Annotated in this window: 26 protein-coding genes; all 26 read left to right on the forward strand. The window is 37.5% G+C overall.

The window, feature by feature from the left end; all coding sequences use genetic code 11:
* Nucleotides 1-25: 25 nt before the first annotated feature.
* The 26 genes from JF50_RS26060 (at nt 26) to JF50_RS11620 (ending at nt 15,111) form a co-directional block, all read left to right on the forward strand.
* On the forward strand, nt 26-388 hold the full coding sequence (locus tag JF50_RS26060; RefSeq protein WP_052262114.1) for a hypothetical protein: 363 nt from the start codon (nt 26-28) through the stop codon (nt 386-388).
* Nucleotides 389-485: 97 nt separating this feature from the next.
* Entirely contained in the window at nt 486-749 is a 264-nt protein-coding gene (locus JF50_RS11510) for a hypothetical protein (RefSeq protein WP_039609627.1), read from the forward strand.
* 121 nt (nt 750-870) lie between these two features.
* Nucleotides 871-1,101, forward strand: a complete 231-nt coding sequence (locus tag JF50_RS11515; protein WP_235423422.1) for a hypothetical protein — start codon at nt 871-873, stop codon at nt 1,099-1,101.
* A 131-nt stretch (nt 1,102-1,232) separates the two neighbouring features.
* Nucleotides 1,233-1,922: a hypothetical protein gene (locus tag JF50_RS11520; protein WP_039609628.1), complete on the forward strand. Its 690-nt coding sequence runs from the start codon at nt 1,233-1,235 to the stop codon at nt 1,920-1,922.
* Nucleotides 1,923-2,069: 147 nt separating this feature from the next.
* Nucleotides 2,070-2,246 carry a hypothetical protein gene (locus tag JF50_RS27350; RefSeq protein ID WP_200890405.1) on the forward strand — a complete coding sequence of 59 codons (177 nt, stop codon included), beginning with the start codon at nt 2,070-2,072 and terminating at the stop codon, nt 2,244-2,246.
* A gap of 125 nt (nt 2,247-2,371) precedes the next feature.
* Nucleotides 2,372-2,869: a GNAT family N-acetyltransferase gene (locus JF50_RS11525; protein ID WP_039609629.1), complete on the forward strand. Its 498-nt coding sequence runs from the start codon at nt 2,372-2,374 to the stop codon at nt 2,867-2,869.
* A 71-nt stretch (nt 2,870-2,940) separates the two neighbouring features.
* Nucleotides 2,941-3,222: a DUF7710 domain-containing protein gene (locus JF50_RS11530; protein WP_039609630.1), complete on the forward strand. Its 282-nt coding sequence runs from the start codon at nt 2,941-2,943 to the stop codon at nt 3,220-3,222.
* A 120-nt stretch (nt 3,223-3,342) separates the two neighbouring features.
* On the forward strand, nt 3,343-3,750 hold the full coding sequence (locus JF50_RS11535) for a hypothetical protein (protein WP_039609631.1): 408 nt from the start codon (nt 3,343-3,345) through the stop codon (nt 3,748-3,750).
* Nucleotides 3,751-3,857: 107 nt separating this feature from the next.
* A complete protein-coding gene (locus tag JF50_RS11540) occupies nt 3,858-4,187 on the forward strand; it encodes a hypothetical protein (protein ID WP_039609632.1) in 330 nt (109 codons plus the stop codon).
* A gap of 115 nt (nt 4,188-4,302) precedes the next feature.
* Nucleotides 4,303-4,626 carry a hypothetical protein gene (locus JF50_RS11545; RefSeq protein WP_039609633.1) on the forward strand — a complete coding sequence of 108 codons (324 nt, stop codon included), beginning with the start codon at nt 4,303-4,305 and terminating at the stop codon, nt 4,624-4,626.
* A gap of 107 nt (nt 4,627-4,733) precedes the next feature.
* Nucleotides 4,734-5,213, forward strand: coding sequence for a DUF1203 domain-containing protein (locus tag JF50_RS11550; RefSeq protein ID WP_039609634.1), 480 nt, complete (start codon nt 4,734-4,736; stop codon nt 5,211-5,213).
* 180 nt (nt 5,214-5,393) lie between these two features.
* Complete coding sequence (locus JF50_RS11555) at nt 5,394-6,416, forward strand: hypothetical protein (protein WP_039609635.1); 1,023 nt, start codon at nt 5,394-5,396, stop codon at nt 6,414-6,416.
* 82 nt (nt 6,417-6,498) lie between these two features.
* Nucleotides 6,499-6,729 carry a hypothetical protein gene (locus JF50_RS11560; RefSeq protein WP_200890406.1) on the forward strand — a complete coding sequence of 77 codons (231 nt, stop codon included), beginning with the start codon at nt 6,499-6,501 and terminating at the stop codon, nt 6,727-6,729.
* Nucleotides 6,730-7,382: 653 nt separating this feature from the next.
* The gene (locus tag JF50_RS11565; RefSeq protein ID WP_039609636.1) at nt 7,383-7,805 is read left to right on the forward strand and encodes a hypothetical protein; all 423 of its coding nucleotides are present in this window, start codon (nt 7,383-7,385) and stop codon (nt 7,803-7,805) included.
* Between the two features lie 120 nt (nt 7,806-7,925).
* Nucleotides 7,926-8,237 (forward strand): DUF6966 domain-containing protein, encoded by a 312-nt coding sequence (locus JF50_RS11570; RefSeq protein WP_039609637.1) that lies wholly within the window; start codon nt 7,926-7,928, stop codon nt 8,235-8,237.
* A 207-nt stretch (nt 8,238-8,444) separates the two neighbouring features.
* Complete coding sequence (locus tag JF50_RS27155) at nt 8,445-8,696, forward strand: hypothetical protein (RefSeq protein WP_039609638.1); 252 nt, start codon at nt 8,445-8,447, stop codon at nt 8,694-8,696.
* Nucleotides 8,697-8,798: 102 nt separating this feature from the next.
* The gene (locus tag JF50_RS11580) at nt 8,799-9,086 is read left to right on the forward strand and encodes a hypothetical protein (protein ID WP_039609639.1); all 288 of its coding nucleotides are present in this window, start codon (nt 8,799-8,801) and stop codon (nt 9,084-9,086) included.
* A 127-nt stretch (nt 9,087-9,213) separates the two neighbouring features.
* Nucleotides 9,214-9,519: an NIPSNAP family protein gene (locus JF50_RS11585; protein ID WP_039609640.1), complete on the forward strand. Its 306-nt coding sequence runs from the start codon at nt 9,214-9,216 to the stop codon at nt 9,517-9,519.
* Between the two features lie 241 nt (nt 9,520-9,760).
* Entirely contained in the window at nt 9,761-10,087 is a 327-nt protein-coding gene (locus tag JF50_RS26065) for a hypothetical protein (RefSeq protein ID WP_235423423.1), read from the forward strand.
* A gap of 354 nt (nt 10,088-10,441) precedes the next feature.
* Entirely contained in the window at nt 10,442-10,705 is a 264-nt protein-coding gene (locus tag JF50_RS11595) for a PspC domain-containing protein (protein ID WP_052262258.1), read from the forward strand.
* A gap of 110 nt (nt 10,706-10,815) precedes the next feature.
* Nucleotides 10,816-11,226 carry a hypothetical protein gene (locus JF50_RS11600; RefSeq protein WP_152614528.1) on the forward strand — a complete coding sequence of 137 codons (411 nt, stop codon included), beginning with the start codon at nt 10,816-10,818 and terminating at the stop codon, nt 11,224-11,226.
* A 106-nt stretch (nt 11,227-11,332) separates the two neighbouring features.
* Nucleotides 11,333-11,854: a hypothetical protein gene (locus JF50_RS11605; RefSeq protein WP_039609642.1), complete on the forward strand. Its 522-nt coding sequence runs from the start codon at nt 11,333-11,335 to the stop codon at nt 11,852-11,854.
* A 314-nt stretch (nt 11,855-12,168) separates the two neighbouring features.
* Nucleotides 12,169-12,798 carry a hypothetical protein gene (locus tag JF50_RS11610; protein ID WP_039609643.1) on the forward strand — a complete coding sequence of 210 codons (630 nt, stop codon included), beginning with the start codon at nt 12,169-12,171 and terminating at the stop codon, nt 12,796-12,798.
* Nucleotides 12,799-12,874: 76 nt separating this feature from the next.
* Nucleotides 12,875-13,039 carry a hypothetical protein gene (locus JF50_RS27160; RefSeq protein WP_160290468.1) on the forward strand — a complete coding sequence of 55 codons (165 nt, stop codon included), beginning with the start codon at nt 12,875-12,877 and terminating at the stop codon, nt 13,037-13,039.
* Nucleotides 13,040-13,786: 747 nt separating this feature from the next.
* On the forward strand, nt 13,787-14,125 hold the full coding sequence (locus tag JF50_RS11615; RefSeq protein WP_039609644.1) for a DUF6404 family protein: 339 nt from the start codon (nt 13,787-13,789) through the stop codon (nt 14,123-14,125).
* A gap of 569 nt (nt 14,126-14,694) precedes the next feature.
* A complete protein-coding gene (locus JF50_RS11620) occupies nt 14,695-15,111 on the forward strand; it encodes a hypothetical protein (RefSeq protein WP_039609645.1) in 417 nt (138 codons plus the stop codon).
* Nucleotides 15,112-15,358: the final 247 nt, after the last annotated feature.

Consider the following 15,358-nt stretch of genomic DNA (forward strand, 5'->3'; position numbering starts at 1 on the left):
CACCTTAACAGGGCGTTAGGTTTACATGGAATTTCTGCACAAATTTGCATGTTTTGATTGTCGAGTGGCATTCAAAAGACGTGCAACTGAAGAGTCAAATACGGGTACTGCTTGGCAAGCTGATTCAGAACTCGTACATAATTGCCCTAATTGTGGTCGCAGGATGGCTTTTTTAGGTCGAAATTTTCGTACACCGAAACAGTCGAATACAAATAAGTGGCATTCAGCAAGGTTACTTTGGGAAGCAGGTTTCAGGTACTGTGGTAGTGGTTACCATTCAGATCCTGTTCTCCCAGAATCCAAAGTTGAAACAATAGAGTTCATTAAGAATAATCCTTGCCACACTCAAAAAATTGCAAGTAATAACTTTTGGGAAAAGTATACCTAACAAGGCCGTTAAACCAAGGACACAAAACAGCAGGCTTGTGCTCCTTCGTCGCAAATTTTAGCCTGCTAGGCAAGCGTCATATGCCTAAGGAAGAATTGTGGGTTTAATCGAAGCTATCTTGTTGGGATTGCAATTTAAGAGTTTAGAGAAACCTCTTGTGTTTTTCTCTATGTTAATTGGATTTCTATTTTTTACTTTAGCTGGTTTTGGAACGCTTTATGGTGTTTATGATATTGCTATAAGCAATAAAAAAGATGGCAAACTTCCATTTGCTTTAGGTGCAACTGCATTTTCAATGTTGTTTTTTGGTCTTGCAAGTGTTTGTGGTTATATGATCAAACGCTGTTTTGCCAAGGTGTAATCGGCTTATAACAAGTCACTCAAAAGGACAAATAACAGTTGGTTTTTGCTCCTTCGTCGCTTATTTTAACCAACTGATATGTGCCTCTTAGTGAGGCGCTATATTTCCTTTGGAGTCTGTAGTGATTCTTAACAATAAGTATGTGGCCATGATTGCAAGTGATGTCAGTAACGGTCGAGACGGAATAGGAGTTGAGATTTACTTCAAGGGTAAGTTGATACTTGAGATATTTCGTGATGACACAAAAAAGTCGCGTGAAGTGACAACTTATGACAAAGATATACCGCTAGAGGTTGTTGAAGCTTCTATAGAGTTATTTAAAAAAGAAATACCTTGGGATTTCCAAGATTAGTTCATTGGAAATATAACAAGTTAATTAAGCAATGGATGCAAAACAGCAGGCTTGTGCTCCTTCGTTGCCAATTTTAGCCTGCTATTTTGTGCCGCTTATTTGCGGCGTTATAAGCCTTTAGAGTATTGTGCATGGAAGATAATAAATTTTTTAAATTAGTTTGGCGTTTTAATGGTTTACTTATTTCAGTCGCGGGCATTTTGGCCATCGGTGTACTTTTATTTGCTGTGTTCCAAATTTTCAAAGATGTAACAAGAGATCGCAACACTCAAAATATTGTAAACATCGAAGAAAGCGGTGAAGTAAAGGAAAGCTGGAGGCTTGGCCATGTAGCGAATCTATCTAGCCACAAAACACTGATGATACCTTTAAACTCTGATCAAAGTTTCAACCGTGGTTATTTCAGTAAGTCTTCTAATTCAACTCGAAATTACCTTTTTATAAATACTGAGTCCAATTCAAATAAATGGTTATTTGACCACACCAATTATCTTATTGAGAGTACCAATCAATTACGTATGGGCGATTACACATCCAAAGAGCCAGTCTTAGCTATTCTCTATACCTTAGTAAAATTAGACTCAAATACTGATAATCGTCTTACGCCAAGTGATTTAACAACCGTTTCTATTTCAAAACCTAATGGTTCAGGTTACAAAGAAATATTAACAGACGTAGAGCAAGTTATAGGTAATACCCTGCTTTCTGAAACAGAGTTATTTATAATTTACCAGTTAAACGGTAAATCATTTAGCTCTACCATTAACTTAACTAACTTTGAGATTGGTAACACAAAAGAGCTGCCTAAAGTCGGCATATAACAAAGCAATCAAGCGTGGACTAAAAAATTTTGGCTTAGTTCGTGCTTCAGCAATTTTAGCCAAGCTTTTTTAGCTGCTTATTGCGGCGTTATGTTTTACGGAAAATAAGCTCAGAAATTAATATAAGATAAAATATGAAGGAACTTTATGAAAGAAGCTATGGATGAGTTAAAAAATGAGGCAAAAGCTAAATTACTGTTTTGGAATAAGATTGAAAGCAAAGCCGTTAAAGTTGCAATCGTATTTGTTTTTATTGGCTTAGTCGCTTTAAAAGTATTTACCACTGTACTTACTTTTGACTGGTTGAAAAATTTATTCACTTAATGAATTCACGGCTAAGTAAAACATAACACGCTGTTTAAGCGGGACTGCTAACGTTTGACTCGGTTTCGCTTCGCTACCTATTTCAGTCAAACATTATCAGCCTTTTACAGGTTTCAGGCATTTTAATGAGTATCGAAGTTCGTAAAGCAAATATTGACGATTTCTCAGCATTTAAAATGTTGTGGCAATTTTATCAATATCATCAAAGTTCATTTTCCTTAGAAGATATCGATGAACAAGGAAAATTTTATATAGATGAAAGTTATCTTGAGGAAGTGTTAAGAGGTCAAGATGAGTGCAATGCTTACATAGTTCTAAGTGAGCAATTAATTGTTGGGTTTGTAACGGTGGAGCCAACTGAAATCATGGGCGAAGAAATGCCAGAACTTTCAGATATTTTTATTTTGCCTAAATATAGAAATCAAGGTATTGCTCAGCTTGTTATCGAGCTGTTGATGCATACAAAAGAAAACAACGAATGGCATGTTGCTGTTTACCGCAATGATAAAAATGCTCTGAGTTTTTGGGAAAAGCATTTTAAACAATCAAATTACTCAGACGTTAAAAAGGTAAAAACGCCTGATTCTGAAGAGTTTCATGAGTTTGTTGTACACAATGCCTAATAAGCAGTGCAACAGGGACAAATATTGTTTGGTTTTTAACTGGGCGTTATAAGCCCTTTGGAGTTTAGTGAATGAAGTCAGTATGGGTATTCAATAAAAACAATGCGGACTTTTCTGGTGGTGTCTTCAGTGAACTCGAATTAGCTGAAAGTTGGATAAAAGAAAATTCACTGACTGGGGTACTGACTAACTACCCACTTGATCAAGGTGTATTTGATTGGGCAGTAGAAAATGACATGCATAATATTAAGCCCGAAAAATTAGCTGAAAAAAGTAAACAGCCTAGTTTCATCGGTGGATTTACTACAGCTAGTCAAGAGCATTATCATTACCAAGATGGCTCTCGTTCATAAGGATTAAAACAAAGCAAATTAAAAGTGCGGACCAAAAACAGTTTGCTTTGCTCGTACCTTACAAATGATAGCCAACTATTTTTAGCCGTTTAGTAGGGTCATAGGTTTTCGGAGGTTTTAGTGAAATATGCTCTATTCTTGATAGTGTTATCCAGCTTTGCGCATGCCCACCAAGACACAGTTCTTAAACTTAATGGTAATAAATTGGTTGGTTTACCTAATCAATATCTCCCCGCAAGTTTTGACGAATCAACAAACATATTAAAGATCAAAAATAGGCAGTTGATTTTCGCAAAATGCTTTGTTGAAAAAGAAGAGTTTGACATTGAGCATGGCATTTATGCTTCCTGGTATCATCGCACTCCTTATAATGACTTAGCGAACTACATTGGTTTTAAGACAAAAAAGTCGCGCTTTGGTTTAGTTATCAACCTTGACACTTTAGAGCCTATTCCTTTTTCTTTTGGTTATGGGCAAACAGAGGCTGAAATAGAATGCTTAAGTCAATTCAAGTATAAAAAAATCTAACAAGTTAATTAAATCGTGGATGAAAAACAGCAGGCTTGCGCTCATTCTTTGCTTAGTTTAATCTGCTATTTTCGACGTTATTAAGGTGTTGGTGATTTGAGAGTTTTGTGAAAATAATATTATTCTTACTTATTTTAGTTGTTTCTTTCAACGTGAAAAGCCATCAGCAGACTACGTATGAAGAGTTTGTAAGTGAATGCACATCAGATTTAGCAAAATTTGCGCGTTATAAACGCCATTGTACTTCTTACTTATTTGGTTATTTAGACGCATTGAAAAGTAACAGTAAATATTCAAGATGTCTCAGTAGTGAAACACCCGAAACTTTGCTTGAAAAGCTAAAACTACTGTTGGTAAATAATACAAAACTAGGCAAATATAACTTTAGTGATGGGCTAAAAGAGTCAGTAGCCAATATTTGCAAAAAAAAGCACTAACAAAGTTGTAAACGCGAAAAAAACACTTGGCTTTGTTCGTGCCTTACAAATTTTAGTCAACTATTATTAGCTGGCTACGACGGCGTTAGTTATACAAGAAAAACTGAGTATTCATATGGACACCTTGCTTAAAAATTTAGAACAGATCGCTGCTCAACAGAATTTGATTTCAAATGCGATAGCAGGCGCTAAATTGTGGGTTGCTTCAGAGGATTTTGGTATAGATAAAGCAATAACCGATAAATTTAAATTCGAATTTCATTCTCACAAACTATGTTTTAAACACGAATACATCGAAGTTTCGTATATTGAAACCAATTTAAATGTTCTACTCGAAGAGGAAGAAGTTGGTTATTATTCTTGGCAGACGCAGTTAGATGGTGAAGTTATAGATGATATGTTAGTTATTACAGATAATGAGTTAAAGTATAGCCAATAAGTACCCAAATCAAGGACGCAAAACAGCAGGCTTGTGCTCCTTCGTCGCTAATTTTAGCCTGCTATTTTGTGCTGTTTACAGTAAGCGTTAGCTATATAAGGAGTCAAATGAAGTATAAAATAGTACCTGTAAGATCGGATTTCTTAGATAAAATTAGAAATGTAGGTATAGACGATCAAAACCAACCTGTAGAAGTATTGGAAGCAAAAGGCGGGGAGCCATGCCGAGATGTACTTCGTGGTGCAAAGGCTGGTGAAGAATTAATATTGGCCAGTTATTGCCCTTTCACAAAAGCAGGCCCATATAAAGAGTATGGCCCGATTTTCGTGTTGGCAAACTCAGAAAGTGAGGAGTTTGATAATACCAAACTGCCATTACCAAATGGATCTGAAACCGATTATTTAGGCCACACATTTGTGTTAAGAGCATACTGTAGTAACGAGCGTATAATAGACGCAAAATTGACATCGCCTGAGCAAGCCGAATCAGATCTTGAAGTGTTTTTAACCAATAACAAGGTCAGCTTTGTCATTGCAAGATATGCAGCTTACGGTTGTTACAGTTTTAGAGTGGAACGTGCGGCATAGCGAATCACCTAATTATTCAGGGTTCGAACCGAGTGTCACAGTGCAATCAGCGATTTAACAAGAGGTTTAAGGCAGATCCCAATGCTCGGTATTTTTAGTTTAAGTCGAGCTTTGTATTTACGGTGCAGTGGCTTAGCGTTGCTCACTACGTAACGCGGCATCAAGAGGTAATGATAACAGATGCAACAATCTCAGATTATGGAAGATAAGATAATTTCAGCAGTGAGAACATTTGCTTACTCGATAAGTTCAGGCAGCAAAGTAGTTGCGGATATGTCTGAACTAGTTGAAGTTACATCTCAGTTGTCTTTTTCCAGTTTTGACTATTGGGAGCGAATCATTCGTTCCGAATTTTCTTCGGTTACTAGGGAGTCAACTCCTCCAAAGTGGAAGGTTTGGTCAAAGCCAAAGGAACTAGTAACGTGGCTTGATCTTATCAGTTGGGATGGTTATAAGCGCGAAAAAGCACTTCTGGCCTTATCTGGGGCTGCTCCGAATACTTTCTTTTTTTCCCTTGCAGTTCGTAGACTCAATGACTGGGTGCCCCAAGTTCGAAAAGCTGCGAGGGATAAGCTCCCTGAGATAGCAAGGTCGACTGATCCTAAATATGTAGTTGATGCATTGTGCGTCGCGCTCTCTAATTGGCACTCATGGGGCAGGATCGAAGATGCAGATAAAGAGGTTATTCTTGAAATTATCTCTGAAAACCAGATTGCAAAGTCCCTTCGGTCCAAGCTAATTAAGTCTGCTTCAGGGCCTATGCCATCACTCTTTTCTCAGCTTGGTCGCACTAAGATACTTGATGAACATATTGAAGAAATAGCTAAATCTGCTATTCAGCCTTCGGTTCGAGCTAAAGCATACCGCAGCTTGTTTGAGGGGCGGATTGTATGGATCGAAGGCAGAAAATGGGTGTGGACCAACATAAGGTATGGCGAAGGCAGGCTAAAGCCTATCGTTGGCGAGCGGAAATTAGAGATTGACACCCCACTAGAAGAATTGCTCAAAAAGTCATCTGAAGACCGCTCTTCCATCGTTAGACGTGTTTCGGCAGAAATTTTAATAAGAGAATTGGACAAACTCGGTATTAAGGCAAGAGTTTTTGCTGAACATTTTGCTTCAGATAACTCGCATGCTGTATCTGAAAGGGGTGAGTTTGCCTTAAGGAAATTAGATGAGGCAGAACGTGCTAATGCCTCTTAGCAAGGGCATGTTGTCGGGGTTGTTTTTCGCTTCGCGCCAAACCACCTGCAAATATGAACTTTAGGTGACTTGGGAGAGAGCGGTGCGATATGAAATTCTCACTGGAGAAATTATTATCGGGTCTACTGAGTTTGAATCAGGAGATCCTACGATGGGGTTTGTCTTCGGAAAATTTTTTCCGAGTGAAAACTATGTATCAAATTTCGATTATCAGGGTTTAAGTGCTTTAGTGTTTGGGACATCAGAACCAATTGCTTTTGAAAGTATCGTGATAGAGGATTATTCTGAACAGTTTGGGGAGGAGGTTATCTAGATCACAGCATTGGTTGAGTCAGCGGAAGAATATGAGAAGCACTTTAATCACCATTACGAAGCATACCGCAAACAATTCGAATAATTGACAGCTAACAAGTTACTCAAAAGGAAAAAACAGTTGGCTTGTGCTCCTTCATTGTTACTTAGTTAACTATTATATTTTTATCAATGTGCTAGGTGAAAAATAGAATCATATATACGAAATTTAAAATGCAAAAATAGTCCACTTAAAAACAAATGATGTTCGTGTTGCTTTAAAATTAAGTGAATTTGAACTGCGAGGCAATAGCTTCAAATGCTCTGTTAATTTAAGTTCTAGGAGCTTTGGTTTTCATGGAGCCGTTTACTTTGACAACCCTAAGTAGTTTCTTAGTGATCTTGAGATTATGAACTCTACAACGAAAGGTTCTGATGAGTTGAAAGAGGATTATAAAGGTCACTTTCTTAAATTTGAGCACAGTAACTCAGGGCATTTAATTGCCAGTACCTGTTTCGTAGAGTAAAGTGAACATGCTTAAAATTTGGCTGTAGAGTTTAAAGCTAACAAACGCTTAAACTAAAAGACTCATAACAGCATGCTGTGCTGCTTCGCGATCATCACCCATTTTAGCTGGCTATTTTACGTCAGTTAAGCAAGGCGTTGTAACTCACATGACTATTGAGCCTAAATTCACAACTTACATCGTTTCAACAGTGTCGGGTTCTTGGATAGCGCTCATAACGTCAGCTATAGTCGTTGCTGTTTTTAAAAGTGAAATAGTCGCAGCGCTTATGCCTGTTTTATTCTTTTCACTTTTTATTGCCACTGGTGTTTCTCTTGTATCATCAATTATTGGTTATCCATCTTTTCGCTACCTTTATAAAAAACTATCACTTTCAGCTATTCCGAAGTTACTTTTGGCTGGAGGGATCTCTTGTCTTATATCTGTGCTGGGTTTTGCTTTGGTATTTAGCTATTTTATAAGTGGTGGTATTTATTTGGGTGCAATCATTCAAATCAGTTTAGGTATATTAATGTTTTGTATTTTGGTTGTTCCTTTCTCTGTGCTAGTTTATTGGTTCATTGAGCGGTGAGTTATAACAAGTTGTTCAAGTTCGATCGTAAGCTCACAGAGGCAATTGGCTTGGCGCTTCGCGCAAGTTTGGCTAGCTGTCAATTGTCCCATAGCAAAGCGTTAGTTGCCGAGGGAAAGCATGCACGAAAATATCCGAGTTCAGTTAACAGAAATGATTTTTTTGTTAGAAGCTGAAAATTCAGATTGGTGGGTTAAACACTTTAAACATGCGTTATCAGCTTTTGATTCTAATGAGTTTCTTAATTGTGCCAACATAATAATGTCAGGAAGTGGCGGTTTGGGTAGCCTCAATGATTTAGTGTTAGGGCAAACGACCAATGCCAAAGGTGAGTTCTGTTGGAAAGCCAATGCTGATGAATTAAATCAAAAGTACATGCACTTATTAGGAGAGCTTTACGCATTTTCAAAGTCAGTGCAAAAAGGCAACTAACAAATGACTCAAAAGGACGCAAAGCGCTTGGCTTATGCTTCTTCTTCGCTAATGTTAGCCAAGCATTTAGAATCCCTTATTGGGTGTTAAGGCTAGAGGTATATGGAAGTTAAATCGATAAATTAAAACGCATCAACTATCGACTGTGCAGAGCAGCCTATTATTACGTGGAGTAACTTTGATTTAAGCGTTCGATTTAAAAATTGGATGAATGAAGATGTTCAACTTACCTTTTTTGACGTACCCCATTTTAAGTTTATAAGTAGCGATGAAAGCACTGTTTCTGATTTAAGCGATGATCGAGTTTACGAAGTCCTAAATTCAGAGTTACTGGCAAATCTAATGAATTGTGGTGAAATAACGGCAGAGGAGCATTGTAAACATTGGTTAATTGGGTTTAATACAATTGGCCCTTATATTGAGGTCATATTTAGAGACTTTGTTGAAAAGTCGTCCTAACAAATTGCTCATAGTGAGCGCGTAATAGTTGGCTCGCGCTCGCAGGTTTAGCCAATTTTTTCGCGTCATTTAGTGGGGCGTTATATTAATGAGGATTAAATATTGAAAAAAGAACAATTGGCGCTTTTAAAAACTCTACAGAGGGCATTGTTAGAAATTCGAATAATTGGCTATAAAGGCCAAGACTCTGGACTATCTGTAGAGCAAAGCGAGTTTATAGCTGACATCGCGGATGCTCTGCATAATATCCCGGATGCAATAACTGATGCCAATGTTGATTTGGATTTTCACACTAAAATTATGCTTGGTGGTTTCGATGATAAGTATGGTACGACAATAAATTTTAGGTTGCTGGAAATTTATAACCACATTTTGCAAAACGAAATATAACAATGGCTACCAAACGGAAACAAAATAGTTGGCAGATTTCACCTTTGCCCCTATTACGGGCAGCTACTTTGCCCCGCTTAGTTTGGTGTTATGAGCCCTGAATCCAAGTGACTTAAGGAGATTTAATTTGATTACTTGCTACTTGAAATATGTCATAGACCCGTACAAATTGTCTGAATTTGAGACATATGCAAAACTCTGGATACCGCTGGTCAACAAGTTTGGTGGAACACATAACGGATATTTCCTACCCTCTGAAGGGGCAAATAATATTGCATTAGCGTTATTCACTTTCCCAAGCCTCGCAGAATATGAAAAGTATCGAGCAGATTCTTTTCAAGACCCTGACTGTATTGCTGCTTTTAAATATGCAGAAGAAACAAAATGCATCATAAGTTATGAGCGAAGTTTTTTTAAACCGGTCTTCGAATGAATAATGCTGTTTAAAAGTGGAAAAATTCAGTTAGCTGGTTTTGCTCTGCGTCACATTTTAGCTAACTTTTTCGTGCCAGTTAGCAAGGCGTTATAGTTATTTTGAGGTATACGTGAAAATTTTTAAATACATTGGATTTGGCTTGTTGAGCATATTTCTATTTTTTATAGGAATAGCAGTCATTAGTTCCATTAATCAGGCTAAACAGAGTGAGACATTTATCCCTTTTATTAAGCAAAATATGCCGAAAATAGCTAAATGGGATAAAGGGGTATTTGAGAGTTTACTGACAGATGAGGCTTTTAATTCAATAACACCAGAGCAATGGGAGCTTTACTTAAACAAGGTATCTTCACTAGGTAGACTAGAAAGTGTAGGCGAGCTACGTCTTGAAAATACTAGCTCTTTTACTTCGTTTAGTGGTGACACACAGTCTACAGCAGTGTATACGGTACCTATGAATTTCACTACAGGTCAAGCACACGCAAAGCTTGTACTCATACATACAGATGAATTAGGTGTAAAAATTCAGCACATCAAGTTTCTATCGGACCATTTGATGCAATAGTACTTATTAGAGGGCCGATTACGGCATGCGTTAGCGAGACTAAGAGTAGTCGTGTATCAAGACATAGAAATGATAGTTTCGATTATCGAAAGCATGAAGCAGGCATCTAGTTTTTTAAAGAAAACACCCCAAAAAAAGATAACAAACGAGACATGCACAAATTTATTGCATTGTCGGCATCCGGCTAAGTTGCTTGTTCAAAAGAGGCAATATGAAATGGTTCTTTAACCATTCCTAATTTGGTGACATTAGTTCAACTTATTGTTATGGTTGGGGCGCAAAGCTCATATCTGAATCGTTGTTGTTAGGTGAGATTTGTCGTAGATAGAAATATTTGCAGGTAAAGGAGCATGTATGCAAAATTTGGAAAAAGTTAAAGTGTTAACCCGTGGAGAGTCAGAGCTGATCGCTGGTGTTTGCTCAGGTCTTTCTGATTATTATTGTTTAAGAAAAAATGGTCTGCGTTTAGCTTTTATTCTGTTAAGTATAATATCTTTCTTTTTACCTGCTATTGTGTACATCGTTTTGTGGCTAATTTTACCCAAATACCCTTCGACACAGGCTATGGCTAGGCATTTGAGAAGAAAAGCATTGCTAAAAAAGAGCCTTTCCAGCTAACAAAAAAGTAAAACCGTGGATGCAAAACTGTTGGTTTTGTTCGCTCCCGATAAATTTTAGGCAACTATTTTTCGCCGTTTATTTGCGGCGTTAGTCATACCAAGAGGCTCGTGCTAGAAATGGAGTATGGGGATTTATCTCAAATTGAAGAAGTCGATTATAGTAAATATCGGACTTGTCGAGGTGCTGCTAACCGAGCGGAGTTTGAAAGCATTATTGAAACGATACGAGATCCTAACTCTAGCGAGGATGAACTCGATGATGCGATAAATGACGGTCTATGGGATCTCTTTTCTCATCAATATACTCTGTATTCTTCAACCCCTTTAGCCCTTTATTTAATACTTAGCCGTACAACTAAAGCTGAGAGAATTAAGCGGGTTGAGCTAAGTGAATTCATTGAACTGTGCAAAAGCCGAGGCAATGAGGGTATTTTCCTAACAGAGCAGGAGCTACTTGCGAACAAACGCGGAGAACTGCCTATATTTTCAATCGCTGATATACTGCGTAAGTATGCCTAACAAGTTAATCATCAGGACATAACATCATAGGTTTGCCGCAAGGCGTCCGTGAAGTTTATAATTTTCTTATTATTAACGTGTTATACAACTATGGATAGTTCAGAGTATGCCCAACCCTTTTATTCCTGAATCATTTAAGCCTCCGACGTTTTTTGATAGTGAAAACTTTCACTTTACAGTTCTTGAAGAAGACGTTGCTGAGTTAGACTTTGAAGCAGTCATGTCCAGTCAAAACAGGCTACAAGGAATATTTGGCCCTGGAACTGAGTGGCCTAAAGTTAATATGACCCTCGAAGAAAATATAGAAAGCTTAAAGGTTCATAAGCAAGAATTTGAATCAAGAGATGCTTTTGCATATTCCGTATTTAACAATTCAAAGGAAAAATGCCTAGGCTCTGTTTATATAGATCCAAGCCAATCACTAAATTATGACTGTGAAGTCTACTTGTGGATTCGAGATGATAGTATTACGTTAGAAAAAATACTTTATCAGACTGTCTTGAATTGGCTTGAAGCCGTGTGGCCTTTCTCAAAAATAGCATTCCCTGGCAAGTCGATTTCATGGCAAGATTGGACCAATGAATTAAAAGTAAAACCAAATAGGGCAGGCACAAATATATTGCTGTGATTTTTTCTATCTTGAAAAAGTGTTTGTCCAACTTGTTCTTTTTCAAATATCACTGTTATTCGTCATTGACGTTCTTCATTGGTTTATAATTTGGTCGCATCTAATTAACTTATTATTATGGTTTACGTTATGATAGTGTGCTTGGCTTTATGACTTGTATAGCTGAGTTATATAATGTTGAAATTGATGGTTTTGGCTGTATCGTTCAAAGCGATACCTAACAAGTCATTTAACAGAGATAAAACTTGCGGGCGATTCGCTTCGTTCAAATTGAGCTCACCATTTTTACTAGATAATCGGGCACTTAGAGTACTATGAAAATCATCGCAATTCTTTTAGTAATATTTCCCATAATATCTTTTGCAGATAGCCATCATAAAGAGTTCAAAGATATTGATTTAATTGGCTCTATTCTAAGCGAGTACGAAGAACCCTATGTATTTGGTGGTCAGTTTTCCACGCATACATTCTTGCTTAGAAATGACGAAATGGGTAACACTAAACATATTGCTATTAAATATGATGACTTTGGTAACGAATCTACCCAGTTTATTTATAAAGTGAATGGACCATGTTGCACTTATTATTCGTTAAAGCTTGTTGATGAAACGGAGTACTTTGTCATTAGTTACTCTCCAGGAAGAGGAAGGTCATTAGCTATTTTCTCTGTATCCGAGTCTAAGCAACCAGATTTCGCTGGCACTCCAGTACTAGAACAACTCAGTGGTGACGAGCCTTATACTAATAATACGTTTAAGGTCTCTAACTGTGGGCTACATAGTGAGGTTAGAGACTTAGATAAAAACGGAAACTGGATTATGGTTCCTGAGGCGGCTTATATAACGCCATCAGGGATCGAAAAATTAAAGGTTGATGATAGTATGTGCATAAAATCCATGACGGAGCTGAGTACTCGTAACAACTCACTTAGGCAGGGTTCTTAATCGTTGACCCGGTGATGCTTCGTTTCATACTTTAGCCAACAATAATTCGCCTCTTTGTGAGACGCTAAGGAAGTTTATGCGTTTATTACTTGTCATCGCTTTGATGTTTATTCCTGAAAAAGTTCAGGCAAAACCTTATGATGTGTCAACATTCCAAAATACTAACCAATTAATCTTGGATGAAGGGTTTAGATCTCATATTCAGGTATTCTTCGGTGATAAGAAAGGGCTTTACTTTTGAAATGCTCCTGTTGCAGAACAAGTTAGAGCTGGATTTGGCGGGCCTTCTGACAATATAACTCAGCCAGCGAAGAACATATACTTGGCATCCGCTTGTCGACAACATTCGTGTCCTGAAAAAGCAGCTTATATTACGGATGGAACACAAGAGCTCTTTGCTATAATTTCGTTTTTCTGCCCCAATGCCAAAAAGCAATCCTCTTATCAGGGGGATGGGTGTTTGGTGATCTTCTATAAAACGAAAAATCAAGAATTCAGCTATCTAAATATCTTGTTGATTGGAAAAATCGACATCAAAAACTGGCTTCGGTCGAGTTAGTATCCGTAATCTAATAAGCCAAGCTGGCGCGTTGTGTTTTACGGAGAGTTTAGTGGGTGAAAAGGTTCAAAAAGCACTCAATAACATTATATACTTTGGTTGTCACGTTATTGTCGGAATCTAACGAGACAGTCACAAACATATTTTTGTAGCTCTATCTATATTGTAAAATCCGCAGCTGATTTTTCATCAAAATCAATATCTTGTTCTAATAACCTCAACATGCCTTGAATCTTATATTTCCGACTATGGTGCCTTTGATGGTGTATAACCTATTTGTTCTTTTCTAATTTGGTGACATCTGTTTACGTTATTGTTATGGTGAGAGGAGTAAAGTTCGTACCTGCATGGTCGTTGTTATGTGGCAGGCATAATACTGTTGATATGCGATATTTGTCATAGAAAAAATGTGAGTGACAGGGAGTATGTATGTCGTATTCTACAAAACTTGAAGCGGCACAAAGAGAGCTTGAAGAAGCAAAAGTGAATAAAATTAACATGATGCCCCCACCATATAGGCTGCTAAGGAAGCTAGGGGTTAAAATTGTGCCTTTTCACTACAATCGTTTTTTATCCAATTTTGTGATCGCTTCGGTTTGGTATATGCCCATATTGTCTGCGCTGGTATTTTGGCATTTAGATGACATTTCAATCGCTAACATTTTTGCTTTTGGTTTGTTTAGTAGCGTGATGTTGGGTTTATGCACGGCAGCTTATTATAGAAATAGCGCCAAAAAGCACAAATTAAGCGCTTGGGCACAATTGTAGCTAACTGTGACAATCACATGTATATTTCTGTAGTCGAGCTATCTCGAAAAGCCTCCTTCCAATTAGTACACCATATCAATACTCTGTACTCGTAACTTCAGTATGCCCATCAGCCTCAACCTACAGACATTAAGCAAAGATACTGTCAGCCAATATTGATAAAAGGGCAGTGTGCTATCCGTACTACGATTTCCTGTTCAGTCAACACAATGATTAACTTTTGTTGGCAGGCTAGGTGACTCGAAAACGGTTCTTTAACTATTCCTAATTTGGTGACATTTACTTAACTTATTGTTATGGTTAAAGACAGTCAAGCCTGCATCACTGTTGATATGCGATATTTGTCGTAGATAAAAATATTCGCTGGCAAAGGCGTTCGTACGCAAAAATTTGGAAAAGTAAAAGTGTTAACTCATATAAAACCAGAGTTGATTGCAGGTGTTTGCTCGGGTCTATCTGATTAGTACTGTTTAAGGGAATATGGTGGGCTTGTGTTCCTACGTCGCAAATATAGCCAACTTTTTGTGAAGTTTATAGCAAGCATTGTAAGTTTGGTTTGAGTACTGAGTATGAAACTAGAAAATGATATAGGGTTATATAGCGTTTTCGTCGACTTGAGCTTCGTTTTGCTGATCTTTTTTGTTTTAGTATTGCCCTTGCAAAGAGACTCTGCAATTTCACTAATAAAAGGTAACTCAGTTGAAAACTGTGGCCAATTTGCAAATTGGTGTAGCCATAATGCACCTATAAAAGTGGCGATTGAAAATGACGGAACAGTACGGTTTTTCCGATACGGAGAAAGTGTAACATTCAATATCAATGAAGTGAGTGAAATCAATCAATATATATATAATTTGCAGAGTGAATTCGAAGCAGAATATGCGTGGCTATATATATCGGAAAATGTATTGGTTAAGAATAGTATTTCGGTCTCATCTTTACTAAAGCAAAATGGCATAATTCATATTGTTTGGGCAGATTTGTAACAAGGTCGTAAACGTGGATAAAAGCCGTTGTCTGTTATGCTTAGCTTCACATTGTGGCTATCAACTTTTTGCCGACTAAAGTAGTGTGATAGGCACTGAGAAATACGTGTAATTATTTAGAATGAGCACATTCGACAATTATATGAAAACCTATCTTGAACTCAAAGATGAGTTCGCAAGTTTGGAAAAGGACACCATACAAGATGTGATTAATACCTGGAAACAGTTATGCAAACAAATTGAAGCT

This window comes from Pseudoalteromonas luteoviolacea, assembly GCF_000814765.1.
Classification (GTDB): Bacteria; Pseudomonadota; Gammaproteobacteria; order Enterobacterales; family Alteromonadaceae; genus Pseudoalteromonas; species Pseudoalteromonas luteoviolacea_H.

Bases quoted from the DNA above. Each gene is read 5' to 3' on its own strand.
- JF50_RS26060 (WP_052262114.1), top strand. From the start codon at position 26: ATGGAATTTCTGCACAAATTTGCATGTTTTGATTGTCGAGTGGCATTC.
- JF50_RS11520 (WP_039609628.1), top strand. From the start codon at position 1,233: ATGGAAGATAATAAATTTTTTAAATTAGTTTGGCGTTTTAATGGTTTA.
- JF50_RS27350 (WP_200890405.1), top strand. From the start codon at position 2,070: ATGAAAGAAGCTATGGATGAGTTAAAAAATGAGGCAAAAGCTAAATTA.
- JF50_RS11525 (WP_039609629.1), top strand. From the start codon at position 2,372: ATGAGTATCGAAGTTCGTAAAGCAAATATTGACGATTTCTCAGCATTT.
- JF50_RS11530 (WP_039609630.1), top strand. From the start codon at position 2,941: ATGAAGTCAGTATGGGTATTCAATAAAAACAATGCGGACTTTTCTGGT.
- JF50_RS11545 (WP_039609633.1), top strand. From the start codon at position 4,303: ATGGACACCTTGCTTAAAAATTTAGAACAGATCGCTGCTCAACAGAAT.
- JF50_RS11550 (WP_039609634.1), top strand. From the start codon at position 4,734: ATGAAGTATAAAATAGTACCTGTAAGATCGGATTTCTTAGATAAAATT.
- JF50_RS11555 (WP_039609635.1), top strand. From the start codon at position 5,394: ATGCAACAATCTCAGATTATGGAAGATAAGATAATTTCAGCAGTGAGA.
- JF50_RS11565 (WP_039609636.1), top strand. From the start codon at position 7,383: ATGACTATTGAGCCTAAATTCACAACTTACATCGTTTCAACAGTGTCG.
- JF50_RS11570 (WP_039609637.1), top strand. From the start codon at position 7,926: ATGCACGAAAATATCCGAGTTCAGTTAACAGAAATGATTTTTTTGTTA.
- JF50_RS27155 (WP_039609638.1), top strand. From the start codon at position 8,445: ATGAATGAAGATGTTCAACTTACCTTTTTTGACGTACCCCATTTTAAG.
- JF50_RS26065 (WP_235423423.1), top strand. From the start codon at position 9,761: ATGCCGAAAATAGCTAAATGGGATAAAGGGGTATTTGAGAGTTTACTG.
- JF50_RS11595 (WP_052262258.1), top strand. From the start codon at position 10,442: ATGCAAAATTTGGAAAAAGTTAAAGTGTTAACCCGTGGAGAGTCAGAG.
- JF50_RS11605 (WP_039609642.1), top strand. From the start codon at position 11,333: ATGCCCAACCCTTTTATTCCTGAATCATTTAAGCCTCCGACGTTTTTT.
- JF50_RS11610 (WP_039609643.1), top strand. From the start codon at position 12,169: ATGAAAATCATCGCAATTCTTTTAGTAATATTTCCCATAATATCTTTT.
- JF50_RS27160 (WP_160290468.1), top strand. From the start codon at position 12,875: ATGCGTTTATTACTTGTCATCGCTTTGATGTTTATTCCTGAAAAAGTT.
- JF50_RS11615 (WP_039609644.1), top strand. From the start codon at position 13,787: ATGTCGTATTCTACAAAACTTGAAGCGGCACAAAGAGAGCTTGAAGAA.
- JF50_RS11620 (WP_039609645.1), top strand. From the start codon at position 14,695: ATGAAACTAGAAAATGATATAGGGTTATATAGCGTTTTCGTCGACTTG.